This window comes from Pseudomonas sp. PONIH3, from assembly GCF_002934345.1.
GTDB lineage: Bacteria > Pseudomonadota > Gammaproteobacteria > Pseudomonadales > Pseudomonadaceae > Aquipseudomonas > Aquipseudomonas soli.
The window spans coordinates 3784146-3798415 of sequence record NZ_CP026386.1; the positions used below are offsets into that span (position 1 = coordinate 3784146).

General features: G+C 58.1%; 16 protein-coding genes and 1 pseudogene. 11 read left to right on the top strand and 6 right to left on the bottom strand.

What is annotated here, in order from left to right:
- Positions 1-860: 860 nt before the first annotated feature.
- Positions 861-1544 (top strand): hypothetical protein, encoded by a 684-nt coding sequence (locus C3F42_RS17480; protein ID WP_177336881.1) that lies wholly within the window; start codon positions 861-863, stop codon positions 1542-1544.
- Between the two features lie 108 nt (positions 1545-1652).
- Here the strand turns inward: C3F42_RS17480 and istB are convergent, their stop codons facing one another.
- Positions 1653-2393, bottom strand: coding sequence for an IS21-like element helper ATPase IstB (gene istB / locus C3F42_RS17485; protein WP_064491510.1), 741 nt, complete (start codon positions 2391-2393; stop codon positions 1653-1655).
- The gene (gene istA / locus C3F42_RS17490; RefSeq protein WP_081273177.1) at positions 2390-3910 is read right to left on the bottom strand and encodes an IS21 family transposase; all 1521 of its coding nucleotides are present in this window, start codon (positions 3908-3910) and stop codon (positions 2390-2392) included. Before istA ends, istB begins: the two co-directional genes overlap by 4 nt.
- 373 nt (positions 3911-4283) lie before the next feature.
- Here istA and C3F42_RS17495 point away from each other — a divergent pair, with 373 nt between their 5' ends.
- Positions 4284-4415, top strand: coding sequence for a YHYH domain-containing protein (locus tag C3F42_RS17495; RefSeq protein WP_016489890.1), 132 nt, complete (start codon positions 4284-4286; stop codon positions 4413-4415).
- A 72-nt stretch (positions 4416-4487) separates the two neighbouring features.
- Here the strand turns inward: C3F42_RS17495 and C3F42_RS17500 are convergent, their stop codons facing one another.
- Genes C3F42_RS17500 through C3F42_RS17510 form a run of 3 tightly spaced genes read right to left on the bottom strand, consistent with a single transcriptional unit; the run spans position 4488 to position 5969 of the window.
- Positions 4488-5219: a TraX family protein gene (locus tag C3F42_RS17500; protein ID WP_012316919.1), complete on the bottom strand. Its 732-nt coding sequence runs from the start codon at positions 5217-5219 to the stop codon at positions 4488-4490.
- Positions 5216-5656 carry a YqaA family protein gene (locus C3F42_RS17505; RefSeq protein ID WP_012316918.1) on the bottom strand — a complete coding sequence of 147 codons (441 nt, stop codon included), beginning with the start codon at positions 5654-5656 and terminating at the stop codon, positions 5216-5218. Before C3F42_RS17505 ends, C3F42_RS17500 begins: the two co-directional genes overlap by 4 nt.
- A 4-nt stretch (positions 5657-5660) precedes the next feature.
- Complete coding sequence (locus C3F42_RS17510; protein WP_012316917.1) at positions 5661-5969, bottom strand: metal-sensing transcriptional repressor; 309 nt, start codon at positions 5967-5969, stop codon at positions 5661-5663.
- Between the two features lie 512 nt (positions 5970-6481).
- Between C3F42_RS17510 and C3F42_RS17520 the strand changes: the two genes are divergently transcribed.
- The 6 genes from C3F42_RS17520 (at position 6482) to C3F42_RS17540 (ending at position 9711) form a co-directional block, all read left to right on the top strand.
- Entirely contained in the window at positions 6482-7219 is a 738-nt protein-coding gene (locus C3F42_RS17520; protein WP_012316916.1) for a HupE/UreJ family protein, read from the top strand.
- An 11-nt stretch (positions 7220-7230) separates the two neighbouring features.
- Entirely contained in the window at positions 7231-7887 is a 657-nt protein-coding gene (locus C3F42_RS17525) for a hypothetical protein (RefSeq protein ID WP_012316915.1), read from the top strand.
- 74 nt (positions 7888-7961) lie between these two features.
- Positions 7962-8084 (top strand): hypothetical protein, encoded by a 123-nt coding sequence (locus tag C3F42_RS29985; protein ID WP_016489889.1) that lies wholly within the window; start codon positions 7962-7964, stop codon positions 8082-8084.
- A gap of 170 nt (positions 8085-8254) precedes the next feature.
- Positions 8255-8530 (top strand): metal/formaldehyde-sensitive transcriptional repressor, encoded by a 276-nt coding sequence (locus C3F42_RS17530; protein ID WP_012316914.1) that lies wholly within the window; start codon positions 8255-8257, stop codon positions 8528-8530.
- On the top strand, positions 8527-9468 hold the full coding sequence (gene dmeF / locus C3F42_RS17535) for a CDF family Co(II)/Ni(II) efflux transporter DmeF (protein ID WP_012316913.1): 942 nt from the start codon (positions 8527-8529) through the stop codon (positions 9466-9468). The genes C3F42_RS17530 and dmeF overlap by 4 nt, the downstream gene beginning before the upstream one ends.
- Positions 9469-9537: 69 nt before the next feature.
- Positions 9538-9711 (top strand): DUF1289 domain-containing protein, encoded by a 174-nt coding sequence (locus tag C3F42_RS17540; protein WP_012316912.1) that lies wholly within the window; start codon positions 9538-9540, stop codon positions 9709-9711.
- A gap of 40 nt (positions 9712-9751) precedes the next feature.
- On the opposite strand, the gene C3F42_RS17545 is transcribed toward C3F42_RS17540, so the two are convergent.
- On the bottom strand, positions 9752-11056 hold the full coding sequence (locus C3F42_RS17545; protein ID WP_012316911.1) for an MFS transporter: 1305 nt from the start codon (positions 11054-11056) through the stop codon (positions 9752-9754).
- A gap of 190 nt (positions 11057-11246) precedes the next feature.
- Here C3F42_RS17545 and C3F42_RS17550 point away from each other — a divergent pair, with 190 nt between their 5' ends.
- The 3 genes and pseudogenes from C3F42_RS17550 to C3F42_RS17560 all read left to right on the top strand — a co-directional run bounded on the left by C3F42_RS17550 (position 11247) and on the right by C3F42_RS17560 (position 14073).
- Positions 11247-12188, top strand: coding sequence for a chromate resistance protein ChrB domain-containing protein (locus tag C3F42_RS17550; protein ID WP_012316910.1), 942 nt, complete (start codon positions 11247-11249; stop codon positions 12186-12188).
- Positions 12181-13551, top strand: coding sequence for a chromate efflux transporter (chrA, locus tag C3F42_RS17555; protein ID WP_012316909.1), 1371 nt, complete (start codon positions 12181-12183; stop codon positions 13549-13551). The genes C3F42_RS17550 and chrA overlap by 8 nt, the downstream gene beginning before the upstream one ends.
- Before the next feature lie 69 nt (positions 13552-13620).
- Positions 13621-14073, top strand: a pseudogene (locus tag C3F42_RS17560) (chromate resistance protein ChrB domain-containing protein).
- Positions 14074-14270 lie beyond the last annotated feature (197 nt).

The window sequence follows — 14270 nt, forward strand, 5'->3', positions numbered from 1 at the left end:
CTGAAGGGCTTGAACGTAGGAGACAAGGTGAAATTTGGGTTCCGTATGGGGGGAAGCGTCGCGAAATCGTGAGCATTCAGAAGCAGTGATTTTCCAGCCTTAAATGATCGGGCAGGCCTTCGCACCGAGATGCTGACCACTGTCAGCAATGCGCACAGGCCTGTATGACCTGCGCAGATTCCTGCGAAGCAATGACTGCGTAAGCGAATTTCGCCAAACCTCCGCCTGCTTTCCATGCGCCTGATAAAAGATTTGGGTACGTCGATAACCGGCGTGCCTAGGGAGACAGGTAGACCGCTTATGGGCATGCGTTCTGGCAGAGCCTAGCTTGGGCAGCTAGCCAACCAAAGGCGCTGCTGTACAGATCTGGTAGCAAAGAAGCCCGCCTCGGCGGCGGGCTATCAGATGTCTCCAAGGGGAGGCTGTAGGCCAACAAGTCTCGGAGCAAGCGCTTGTAGGATACGCCTCTTGGCTCACGCCCACCAGCCAGCTCGACGGGAGCGAATGGTCCTGCGTTCTGACGGCATTTGAAGCGGCTTATGTGGGCCACGTCAATCGGCAGGGCAATCCGCCAAGACAAAGCAAGCTGGTTATCCCCAGGCGGTATACCCTCAGGGAGAGTCAAAGGCAAAGCTAGGGGTAAATCTAGCGGGTACTCACATTTGAGGGCAGAATCACCAGCTTCGCCTACATTGCACTGGGTTGAGGGGAAGGTGGTGGGAGCAGAGCTAGATCGGGTAAAGGATCGCAAAAGGAGCAGAGCGTTAATCGAAGACCTCTACCTCGACGCGAACCGAGTTTACGTAATCCACTACTCCTGCGAATCGTTTTATCAGAACGATACGGGGGAGTCGAAACGTGTGACCTCCATCGCCACACGAAACCTAAAAACCGGCCAGACCAAATCATGGTCCATCCATAAAGAAGCAGAGCTCAGCAAACAGCTCTCCAGCATGCAAGCAGAGCTCAATAAATTCGAAAAGTCGATGCTCAAAGGCTTTTTCCAATGGCTTGATAAGCACAAGGATTGCCGTTTCCTGCACTGGAATATGCGAGACGAAAATTTCGGGTTCTTTGCGCTTGAGCATCGCTTCCGGGTACTCGGCGGCAAACCCGTAGAGCTGCCGGATGACAAGAAGGTTGACCTTGCGCGTGAGCTGGTTGCGTTGTATGGAAGAAATTATGCCCCGCATGCCGATAGCAAGGGAAGGAAAGGCAGGATCATGGCATTAGCTGAACTCAACAATGCCAGCGACCAAGACGCGCTGCCGGGCGCTGATGAGGCTGCCGCCTTTGTGAACGCTGAGTACATAAAAATGCATCAATCGACCTTGAGGAAGCTCGATATGTTTGCGAACTTCTTCGAACGGACACATGACAAGTCCTTGAAGACGAAATCCAAATGGTACGAGCGGAACGGGGTGCACCCTGTTGTGTTGATTGAAATCGTCAAAGACCATCCGATCTACACGACAGTTATCGTACTGAGTGGCCTTGCCATAGCTGCCGTCAATTTCAGCCGTTTCTTGGAGCTTTTCAACTAGCTCCCCGTATCGGGTTCTGCGCTGTAGCGCAAGCGCCAGTTCACCACTGTCAATGGCCATTAATTTTGACCCACTTTTGGCCAATAGAATTGACCCACTTGCTCACCGCTAACCGCCGGTTTTCTGCTTCAAACGATAGCTCTCACCTCCCAGCATAAAGATGTGTGAATGGTGGATCACGCGGTCGATGATGGGCACGGCCACGTTGTCGTCATGGAAGAACTCGCCCCAGCTGGTGAAGTCCTTGTTGGTGGTCAGGATGACCGAGCGGTACTCGTACAGGTTGTTGATTAACTGGAACAGGTTGTACCGGGCTTGGCGCGTCATCGGCAGGTAGCCCAGCTCATCGATGATCAGCACGTCGTATTTGCTCAGCTGATTAAGGCGCTTCTTCAGCTCGCCCTTCATTTCCGCCAGCTCCAGATCCTCGACCAACGCCAGAGCCGTGCGGAACAGCACCTTGTAGCCCGCCTGAACCGCCTTGTGGCCAATCCCAATGGCCAAGTGGGTCTTGCCCACACCCGGTGGTCCGATGAACACCAGGTTGTCGCGGTTGTCGATAAAGCTGAAGTCCAGCAAGGTGCTGACCTGGCGCTTGGTGATGGTGGTCTGGTGCCGGTAATCGAAGGCCTCCAGATGCTTCTCCGAGGGGAACTGCGCCTGCTTGAGGTTGCGGCTTACGCGGCTACTGGAGCGGGCGTTAAGCTCATGCTCGACCAGTGACTGGGCGAAGCTCAGGTAGGACAGTTCATTGGCTTCGGCTCTGGCCAGCAGGGTGGCCAGCTCACCCGCGGTCGCGCTGAGGCGCAGGCTTCGGTACTGCGCGATAGTGCTGTCGAGCAGGCTCATTGGGTCACCCCGTGGCCAGTCGACTGGCCAATGCGGGCATAAGCGTTCAGGTCGGCGTGACTAACCTGGCTACCGGCCTCTGGCGCATAGTCATGGTCGCCGATGATCCGGCCCCGCGCCTTGGCTTGCTGCCATGCTTCGAGGTAGCGCTTGAGCCCGGTGGCGGTCAGTTCACTGCGCTCGCACAACTCGCCGAGCAACGCCGTATCAACCGGCGCATGGGCCATGAGCAGGTCGCGTGCAGCAACCAGCTGATCCTTGTAGATACGCGGCGAAGTACGCTTGAGCAGTTGGCACAGGGTTGCCCCAAGGGCATCGGGCAGGATCGAGTCGATGCCGCGCTCCAGGTCGGTAATGCGCTGGGCATGGTCTCGGTAATGGTTGTTGTTCTTGATCATCCGGCCCTTGGCCTTGCACAGGTCATGGGTGGCTATGAGTTCACCGCTCTCCAGGTCATGGATCAGCAACTGGTTGTCCTGTGCGCTGACACCGACACGGGCTTGCTGCCAGGCCATGGGTACCGAGTACTTGTTGGCCTGCCATGAGATCAAGCCGGTCTTGTCGACCTTGCGGGTCTCCCTTGTCGGCGCCACGTGCAGCAGGTTCTGCGGGACGAGATAGGGCTTGAGCTGACTACGCTCCAGTGCCTCGAAATGCGCTCTTGGATGCTGCCCCGTCGTGCCGTGCACGCGTGCGTTGGCGACAGTCTCGAGCCAATCATTCAGGTGCTGTCGGACGGCGGCCTCGTCCTGGAAGTGCTCGCCGTAGAAGCAGTCACGCTTGACGTACTTGACCCCGGCCTCCACCTTGCCCTTGCTCTCCGGGTCATAGCCCTCGCAGGCATGGATGCGGTACCCGACGGTAGTCGCATACTGGTGGAAGCGCTGGTTCAGCGTCAGCTCACGGTACTGCTCGTTGATCACCACCATCTTGGTCTGATCGTAGATGCACTCCTCGGTGACGCCGCCGAAGTAGCGGAAGGCCTCGTCGTGCATCTGGATAAACCGTTCGGTATCCAGCGGCCGGAAGTTCAGACCGACATACATCAGCCGTGAACAGGACAGCACAAACACCACAAAATGAACGACACGCTCCAGGCCGCCAATCATGACGCCTCGCAGCTCACCGGGGTCGACCTGACACTGCACGCCAGGCACTGACTCAACGACCGGCTCGTAATAGCGCAACTGGCCACTGGCAACCTGCTGCTTGAGCGCTTGCACATAGCGGCGAATGCTCCGGTCTGACACCGCCAGCTCGGTGGTGCGCTCCCTCAGGCGACGGGCCAGCTTGACTGCGCTCAGGGCTGGAAACTGACCCAACTGATTAATCAGATAATCGCGGTGCTCGTCGAGCACCTTGGTGCGTGAAGGGTCAGCAATGGTAGCGCTGATCTGCATCTCATCCAGGTGGAGATACTTGCGTACGGTGTTCCGGGAAATCCCCAGCTCACGACTGATGGCACGGACCGACAGGCCTCGGCCCTGGTCATACAACCCCTTGATCTTGTGAATCACAACCCACTCCTTCAATGATCTGTCCCCGGCCTGTGCATAAGGCGGGTGACGCTACATGGTCGGTGGCCAATGCCACTATGGGTGGGTCAAAATTGTTGGCCAGAGGTGGGTCAGTTTAATTGGCCATTAACAACCACTCTTTGGGCCTCATTAGGAGGCCTGTAGGTGTATACGGGACTCGGGACGATTGGATTTAGAGAATTAAAACTCTCGCAGCGTTTAATTCCACGGGCTCCAGCCCGACGCCCGTAATTACCCCTTTCATTGGACCACACCTCGTCGGGGACGCAGCCGCTTGCCGTATGAAGGCAATTAGCCATAATCTTCGCCGGTGGCCGAAGCCACGTACAAAAACCAAGCATGGAGTAGCCTGATGAAAATCGTTTACCTCGTGATCGCAGCAGTCCTGTCGTTCTCCTCGGTCACTGCCTTCGCACATAGCGGCGGTACCGACTCCAAGGGTTGCCACACCAACCACAAAACGGGCGAGCGCCACTGTCACTAAGGCGGTCCGCAGGTCCTTCAGCGCTGGTGTTCTTGACCCTGAGGATGCCAGCCATAGAAGCAAAGCCAGCAGCTAAAGCAAGTTGCGAATACCCAGTAGCGCCACCAGGTGGCCGGGGTAGAACCAATAGCTCCACTGTTTGACAGGCACGACCTTGAACGGCAATGGGGCCCAGAACAGCGCCAAACCGAGCAGAGGTGCAAGAGCGGCGGTCGACAGTGCGAGGATGGCGAATGGTTCTAGTTGCGCTGCTTGCTCGAACAGGCCAGTTCGAGAGTTGGCAGCAGCACAGAGTGCGACGGGCAGTAACGCGAAAAGTTCGGGGCGCTTGATCGCGAGCACCAGAGCTGCCGGCACGAACACTCCATAAAAGCCGAACATCAACGGCTCGCTCAGCAAATAGGCAGCCAGAATCGCCCCGCCGGCCAGTACCAGGCTTTCGAGCGTCCGGTGCTGCACTCCCCAAGCGACCAGCAGACCCAACGCCAACGTGACCAGGACGTTGAATGTGCCTGAGGTGCTGACCATCCGGTATGGCACTTCTGATAGCGCCGCAAACAACACCAAAAGGGCGAGATACCGGCCATTACTCCGGATAAACAACTCACCAGGCTGGTTCCGCGAAACGTTGATGGCCACCGCCAAACAGAACAAAGGAAAGGACAGTCGGCCTAAGACAAACAGGTTACTGGTAGCCGGCCAGGCCAACCGCATGTGATCGAGCACCATCGTAATCAAGGCGATCCACTTGATCAGGTCCTGGCCCGTGTGCCGCTCTCTGTGACGGATGGGATCTGACGTCACGGCATGCTCCCGAGTACCAAAAGAGTCAGTAGCAAGTACCGCCCACCCTTGGCCAAGGTCACCAACAGTGTGAACCGCCAAAGTGGCTCGCGCATGACCCCGGCTACCAACGTAATTGGATCGCCGATAATGGGTACCCAGCTCAATAGCAGTGACCAGTATCCATAGCGCTGGTAGAAGACTTGTGCCTTCTCCAGCTTGGACTCCCTAATCGGGAACCAGCGCTTGTGCTTGAAGTGCTCGACGCCTCGACCCAAAAACCAGTTAACCACGGAACCCAGCACATTGCCGGCGGTAGCCACCGCGACAAGCGCCACGGGCAGGTACAGCTCAGACACTAGCATCGCGGCCAGCGCGGCTTCTGACTGCATGGGTAGCAGCGTGGCGGCCGCAAAAGCTGCCAGAAACAGGCCGAGGTAGCTGGTGAGCTCGAACACGGCCCTACAGGTACTTGGTAATTTGCTTGAATTCGTCCAGGGCCGATCGATCGCCCTTGCTCAAGGCTGCAACCGAGTCCTCAAGACAGTGGTCGATATGGTCCTGGATGAGCGTGCGCTTGGCCTGGCAGACGGCCTTTTCAACCGCATGCAGTTGCTGGGCAATGTCTACACACTCGCGCCCATCCTCGATCATGGCAATGATGCTGCGCAGATGGCCGTCTGCACGCTTCAGGCGCTTGATGATCGCCTCATGGCTCTGGTGAGTATGGGCATGGCCCTGTTCATCATCGTGCTGGTGATCATCGGACATATCTTGAGTCTCTGTCGGCGATACATTACGCTGGCGATGCTATCCCCCCCAGGGGGTTAGGTCAAACGTGCAACGTTGCTGTTGAATCAGCGTCATAGGCATCTGAATGTCCCGTCGTTTCCTGTCATCAGCCATCCTCGTGGCTTTGGCTATGGCCGTTATGCTGGCCTGGACGGGGCACGCCTATTCGTTGGCAGTACCGACTCAAGTCGCTGCCCAAGAAGCAGGGAACATGAAGCATGGGCATGACCATGGCGAGGCCTCATGGAGCTGCGCGCATTGCACTGACCACTATCATGCCCCGCTCACGCCCGACCACCAGCACGAGACCCCTCAGCTCTCTTCTGCTGCGCAACTGACACCTATCTTCGGCCCGTCCATGCCATTGGCCTGGTCAGGCAACTCGGTACCACACCCGCCTATCTTCCGAATCGAACGCCCACCTCGTCCTGCTTTTGCTTCCTGACCCTGGCCGCTTTGCGGCTCTCGATCACTGCAAAAAGGATTGATCCATGCGTTTACACTCGATAACGGGTGGGAGCTTGCTCGCTGTGCGTGCACGCCATCCCATCTGCCTCTTGTTCCTGTTCGTCGCGTCATTGCTTATCGGCATGCCGGAGGCATTGGCACACGCCGTAGCGGAAGGCGACAAGGGATTCATCCAGGAAAGCTCGGGGGTCATGCTGATCCCGTTCATCTACATGGGCGCCAAGCACATGATGACGGGCTATGACCACCTGCTGTTCCTGTTCGGCGTCATCTTCTTCCTCTACCGCCTCAAGGACGTGGGCCTCTACGTCACGCTATTCGCCGTTGGACATTCGGTCACGCTGCTGTTCGGCGTGCTTACTGAGATCAGCATCAGCTCCTACATCATCGACGCGATCATCGGTTTCTCGGTGGTCTACAAGGCGATGGACAACCTGGGGGCCTTCAAGCGCTGGTTCGGTTACCAGCCGAACACCAAAGCCGCGACGCTCGTCTTCGGCCTGCTGCATGGCTTTGGCCTGGCAACAAAGATCCAGGAGTACGAAATCTCGGCCGACGGCCTGATCCCCAACCTCATTGCTTTCAATGTCGGGGTTGAGATCGGTCAGTTGCTCGCGCTGAGCGCCATCCTGATCGTGATGGGCTTCTGGAGAAGAACCGGTGGTTTCTGGCGTCACGCCTACACCGCCAACGTTGCCATGATGAGCGCCGGTTTCCTGCTGATGGGTTATCAGCTGACTGGCCTGATTGTTACCGCTTGAGGATTCTGAACATGTTCAACTCCCCACTTCCTTCGGCAAACGAACTGCCGAGCAGCCGTCAGCTCATTCGATCCACCGCCATCGCCTTCGCTGCCGCGATGGGCCTTCTGGTCACCGTGGTCATGCCTTCGGAGTATGCCGTCGACCCAACAGGTCTGGGCCGAGCCATGGGTCTTACCCAGATGGGCGAGATCAAGATCTCCCTCGCCCAAGAAGCCTTGGCCGATGAGGCCGCTACGAAAGCCGCTGTACCTGCGCCGGCAATACCGGCACCGGTTCCCGAGGCTGCTCCCGCTCCGGCTCCACAAGTTGCAGCGGTGCAGCCTGCCCAGCAAGCAGTGCAGCCAGCGGCAAAAACCGACGAGGTCAGTTTGACCCTCAAGCCAGGCGAAGGGCGCGAGATCAAGCTCGAAATGCGTAAGGGAACTGTCGTTGCATATGAGTGGAATGCTTCGGGACCGGTCAACCACGACACCCACGGTGAAACCTATGACGCGGCCCAGGGCGACTTCCACAGCTACAGCAAGGGTCGTCAGGTGCAAAGCGACAAGGGTGAGCTGACTGCGCTCTTCGACGGCACCCATGGCTGGTTCTGGCGCAACCGTACCACGGGTAACGTCACCATTGTGCTGAACACGACTGGCGACTATCTCAACCTGAAGAAATGACGCGTGGTCGAGGCTCACTAGAAGTGAGCCTCGACCTATCAATTTTTTGATCTCACCACTGTGGAACCTACGACATGACCATCAAACTGCTACGTTCGCTCGCTGTAATCGGTCTCCTCGGCCTGCTCGTCGCATGCGGCGATGCCGAGCCAGAGGTGTCGAACGATAGCGCGGGCCATGGCCACGCTCACGACTGATACCCCGGTTAGAGCCAAGGAAGGCTCTATCTACCGCTCCTCAGGATGACGGTTGATACGTTCGCCAGTCATCCCGCTCGTCTCAAAAATCGCCTGCTGATTACTGGTCTCTTGTATAGGGGGGTGGGGTATGACAATCTCCGCGCCAATATACATAGGGGGAGTATGGTATGGGCCATCTCGCATCGAACAAAGAGGCGCTGCTCAAGCGCGTCAAACGCATTGCTGGGCAGGTGCAGGCAATTGAAAAAGCCCTTCAGGAAGAAGAGGACTGCGCCAAGACCCTGCTACTGGTGGCATCGGCCCGTGGAGCGATGAATGGGTTGCTGGACGAAATCATCAAGGATCACGCCAGGGCGCACGTAGCTCACCCGTCACTTACTGACGAAGAGCGCAGCAAGGGCGTAGAAGAACTCCTGGAAGCCATTCAGCGGTACTCAAAATGACTTCGGACATCCAAGCTATGAGCACGACGGCAACCACCCATGACCATGTTTTTCTCGGTGCCTCCCATGAAGAGAATGCGAAGCGCACGCTCTGGGTCGTGTTGCTGACCGTTGTAATGATGGTGGGTGAGATTGCCGCAGGCTACATCACCGGATCGATGGCCCTACTCGCCGACGGCTTCCACATGGCCACACACGCTGGTGCGCTCGGCATCGCGGCCGCTGCATACGCGTATGCCAAGCGACACGCCACCAACTCTGGGTTCAGTTTTGGTACGGGCAAGGTCGGCGATCTGGGTGGGTTTGCTTCGGCGCTGATCCTGGGACTCGTTGCCCTGGCAGTGGGTGCTGAGTCGATCGTCCGTTTGTTCCAACCGAATGAAGTGCAATTCAGCATCGCGATTGGTATCGCGATAGTTGGCTTGCTGGTGAACATCGTGAGTGCGTTGCTGCTGGGCCACGGGCACAACCATGATCACGGGCATGACCACCACCATCACCACGATCATGGCCACGGGCACGGCGACAACAATCTGCAATCGGCCTATGTGCATGTCCTGGCCGATGCACTGACCTCGGTCCTTGCGATCGTCGCACTGCTGGCGGGCAAATACCTTGGATGGGTCTGGCTCGACCCTGTGATGGGCATCGTCGGCGCCGTTGTTATCGGGCGCTGGTCCTGGAACCTGATGAAAGTGACTGCCGGCGTCCTTCTGGACAAAACTGATGATCACGTAGCGCAGGAAATCCGCGAGTTCATTGAGCAACCGGGTGACGTCCGCATCTGCGATCTTCACGTTTGGCGCGTAGGCCCCGACGCCCACGCCGCTATCGTCAGCGTTGTTGGCAAAGCCGCAACCAGTGTTGAAAGTATTCGTGAGCGGCTGTTGCCGGTTCATGAAATTCGGCACCTGACCGTCGAAATTCACCAAGCCTAATCTGTGGATGCGGGCCGCTGAGGCGGCCTGCACTCACGCGCCACAATCCTGCCCACAGGTAACTCATCCATGGCTTCGCAGATCGAGAACCCTTGTATTTCACTCTGTCAGTTGAAGGGCGATCTCTGTGTAAGCTGCGGACGGTCGAAAGATGAAATCCGCAAGTGGAAGCGCATGAAACGTCCGGAGAAGATGGCCGCCGTACAGAAAGCCAGTGCGCGGCTGAAGGCGCTCAAGAAATAGCACCGACCCAGCGACTCTCCACCGCCCTGGATGGAGGGCGCTATCGCCGTGGCCATTTCCGGTGGAGCTCATCAATGACAAACGAGTGCGCATGAGATTTTCCATCAGCGACATGAGGATGATCTTCCGAAAGATCGTCGTGCTGATGCGACACAACCTCGTGCTCATGGTCGGGATGCCAGATCCATTTGCTCAGTGTCCACGCAAACCCAGCGAGTAGACCTAGGCCAACGAACGCAGCAGTGAGGCTGACGCTGGCTCCCAGCCACCCGGCCAGCGGGTAGGTAATCAGCCAACAAGCATGAGACAAGGCGAACTGCGCCGCGAACAGCGCTGGTCGATCCTGAGCCGAAGAAGATCGACGCAAGATCCGCCCCGACGGCGTTTGTGCCAGGGAATATCCAGCGCCCAGCACCACCCACAGAACAACCAAGGCCGAATAACTGGAGACGAAAGCCCCGATCAGCAAACCAGCCACCAGGATCGCTCCGCCGGCAAGCATGGCCTTACGATCGTCCAGACGCTCAAGAAGTCGCGGAAGCAGCATGGCCACCACCATCGAACCGCCACCGAAAGCCATCAACGCCATGGCCATCGCGCTCTGATCCAGCCCAAGCTTCGCCTGAACCAACACGACCGTATTCACGATAACCATCGCGCTGGCTGCAGCAATTGCGAGGTTCAAGGCCAGGAGGCCGCGCAGGCGCGGGGTACGCAGGAAGATCCGTAGGCCTTTGGTCGTCCGCTCGTAGATGCTCCGCTTGGGCCCGCGAACGGCTACCGGCAATACCGCTGAAACCACCATCGCAGCTGACACGAGGAAACCCACGACGGTGCCACCGAACAGGCTGTGGAAGCTGACCACGGTCAACAGGGCTGCCGCGAGCATCGGGCTAATAACACTCTCCAGGTCATAAGCCAGGCGCGAAAGTGATAGCGCCCGGGTGTACTCACGCTCGTCAGGGAGGATGTCAGGAATGGTGGCCTGGAACGTTGGCGTAAACGCGGCAGATGCAGACTGCAGCACGAAAATCAGCACGTAGATCTGCCAGATCTCGGTGACAAACGGGAGTAACAGCGCCACGGCTGCCCTGACCAGGTCGAGGGAGACCAGCATGGCTTTTCTGGGTAGGTGTTCGGCAAACGCACCGGCAATCGGCGCCACGCCAATGTAGGCCACCATCTTGATCGCGAGCGCAGTGCCCAAGACGGCGCCGGCCTGCGCGCCGGCTAGATTATAGGCCAGAAGCCCAAGCGCTACGGTCGCCAGGCCGGTGCCGATCAAGGCAATCACCTGAGCAATGAACAGGTGCCTGTAAGTGCGGTTTTTCAGGACAGATAGCATGGCACCTCCGTGCACGGCTGGAGGCGATCTCTATCGCCTGAACTTCATCAGATCGACAACAGCGTATCCCCCCCAGGGGGATATGGTCAACGCGATTCCATACGGCTCGACACGCTCGATGAATACCCGTTGCATTTGGACGAAACTGGCTTAATGTAGGAAAAGATACATTTTATGTTGAGTTTTCTACATGATTAGCTGGTCGCTATTGATTTTGGGACTGCCGACAGCAAACGCCACCGAACGAATGCGCGCCTGGAGAACGCTGAAGGCCTCTGGCGCCGCCGTGCTACGCGATGGTGTGTACTTGCTGCCGGAACAAAGCGCGGGCCGCGAAACGTTCGAAGCCGTGGAGCGAGATGTGCTAGCCATCAACGGCACGGCATTTCTGCTGTCGTTGCCAGAACGCGAGGAGCGCTTCAGCGGGCTATTCGACAGAAGCGATGAATACGCCAAGCTGATGGAAGAAATTGCAGGCTGCCGAGCTGACCTATCCCCGGATAATGCGTTGCTGACAGCCCGACAGGTGCGCAAGCTCAGGAAGGCCTTCGGCCAGTTGGCAGCGATCGATTTCTTCCCAGGTGTACTCAAGACCCAAGCCGACGCGGCCCTGCAGGAGCTTGAGACCGCGATTAGCCGCGCTCTGTCTTCTGATGAGCCGAGTGCGCACGATGAGGCGATCAACCAGCTGGAGCGCAGCGAATACCAAGGTCGCCGATGGGCAACGCGAAAACGTCCTTGGGTAGACCGGTTGGCCTGTGCCTGGCTGATCCGTCGCTTCGTTGATGCCGATGCCCAATTCATTTGGTTGGACAGTCCCAGCGACTGCCCAAGCGATGCGCTCGGCTTTGATTTTGATGGGGCCCGATTCAGCCACGTTGGCCAGCGGGTTTCCTTCGAAACCCTCATCGAGAGCTTCGCCTTTCAGCAGCCAGGCCTGGCACGCCTGGCGGGTGTCATCCACTACCTGGATGTGGGAGGCGTACAACCTTCCGAAGCACCCGGTATCGAGCGTGTCCTCGCCGGATTGAGAGAGAGCATTGGCGATGACGATCAACTGACAATGGTCGCAGGAGGCATCTTCGATGGCCTGCTGACGGCTTTCGCAAGCGAGGAAGCCCAAAATGGTTGATACCACCTCCGCAGTAAGTGAACAGCCGCCATCGCAAGCGTCTCAGCAGCCGATCGGTCTGTATGAAGCCTTCCTGTTCTGGCTCAAGTTAGGCTTCATCAGCTTTGGCGGGCCTGCCGGACAGATCTCAGTCATGCATCAGGAGTTGGTCGAGCGTAGGGGGTGGATCAGCGAGAAACGGTTTCTACACGCGCTGAACTACTGCATGTTGCTGCCCGGCCCCGAGGCTCAGCAGCTCGCAACGTATATCGGTTGGCTCATGCACCGCAGCTGGGGTGGGGTAATTGCCGGCGCATTGTTCGTGCTGCCTTCACTGTTCATCCTGATCGGTTTGTCCTGGGTCTATGTCGCCTTTGGCGAGGTGCCGGTAGTCGCGGGCATTTTCTATGGCATCAAGCCGGCGGTCACCGCCATTGTCGTCCACGCTGCACACCGGATTGGTTCACGAGCCCTCAAGAACGGCTGGCTGTGGGCTATGGCCGGCGCCTCGTTCGTCGCTATCTTCGCCCTCAACGTGCCGTTCCCGCTGATCGTGCTGGTGGCCGCCATCATCGGCTATGTGGGGGGCCGCTTCGCACCCGGCAAGTTCGTGATCGGCGGCGGTCATGGGGCCGCGAAGAACAGCTTCGGTCCGGCGCTGATCGATGACGACACCCCAACCCCTGAGCATGCCCGTTTCAGCTGGGGACATCTGGTACACCTGCTGCTGGTCGGTGGAGCGCTGTGGGTGCTGCCCATGGGGTTGCTAACGCTGTCGTTTGGCTGGGACGGCAGCCTGACGCAGATGGGCTGGTTCTTCACCAAGGCTGCACTGATGACGTTTGGCGGGGCGTACGCGGTGCTGCCTTATGTCTACCAGGGCGCTGTCGGTCATTACGGGTGGCTGACGCCAACCCAAATGATCGATGGCCTCGCTTTGGGGGAAACCACGCCAGGGCCACTGATCATGGTGGTTGCCTTCGTCGGATTCATCGGTGGGTACGTGCATCCGATGTTCGGTGCGGAGCACCCGTTCCTTGCCGGTGCAGTCGCGGCGAGCCTCGTGACCTGGTTCACCTTCCTGCCTTCCTTCATCTTCATCCTTGCCGGTGGCCCAGTGGTGGAGTCGACTCACAACGAGATGAAATTCACTGCACCGCTGACAGGCATCACCGCGGCTGTGGTGGGGGTGATCCTGAACCTCGCCATGTTCTTCGGCTACCACGTACTTTGGCCAAAAGGCTTCAGTGGGGCGTTTGACTGGCCTTCAGCGATGATAGCGGTTGCTGCAGCAATTGCCCTATTCCGCTTTAAGCGGGGTGTCATTCAGGTTCTATTCGCTTGCGCCCTGGCAGGCCTGGCAGTCCACATGTTGCGTGGTTGAAACCAACTGCCGGCCGACATCATCGGCCGGTGTTTCATGACCCATCGCCTGCCGGCGGTGGGGTGTCCAATGAAATGGGTAACGCGTGAACGTCCAAAGATCGATCGGATCGCCTGTCCTTGGCTCATCCAGCGCTTCATCGATACAGTCCCGGTTTTCCGCTACGTCCCCAGCAGCGAGGTCTTGCGCGTGGCAAGTGATGAAGGTGCCACGCTCTATGACATTCTAGGGGTAGACCTGAGCCATGTCGGGCCGTTAAGCAGCTTCGACGCCTTCCTCAAGAAGTACCAGCTCGATGATCCCACTCTGGCCAAGCTCGCCGAAATCGTCCGTGGCGCGGACACGTCCAGGCTGGATCTCACGCCCCAGTCGGCGGGGCTTTACGCCATTTCTTTGGGGCTGTTTCGCTGCTACACGGATGACCACGAAATGCTCAAACATGGCCGGATTCTGTAAGACGCCCTCTTTGCATGGTGCCGTGACTGCCACGGTGAAACGCACACCAGGCCACCGCAGATGTAAGAACTCAGCTTGCCGGGCAATGGAAATTTCTTCTGATGACGTATCGGTGGGGCTGCGTCATGAGCTCGCTGTACTGGCCCTTTGCTTGTTTCGCCGCGCAGCCGAGAATCGCTTCCAACCGGACTGTAAGGCCCGATCTAGGACTGTGTGCTGGCAGAGTGAAGAGGGGGCATGAGACAGACTTAGTACCTGTGAAC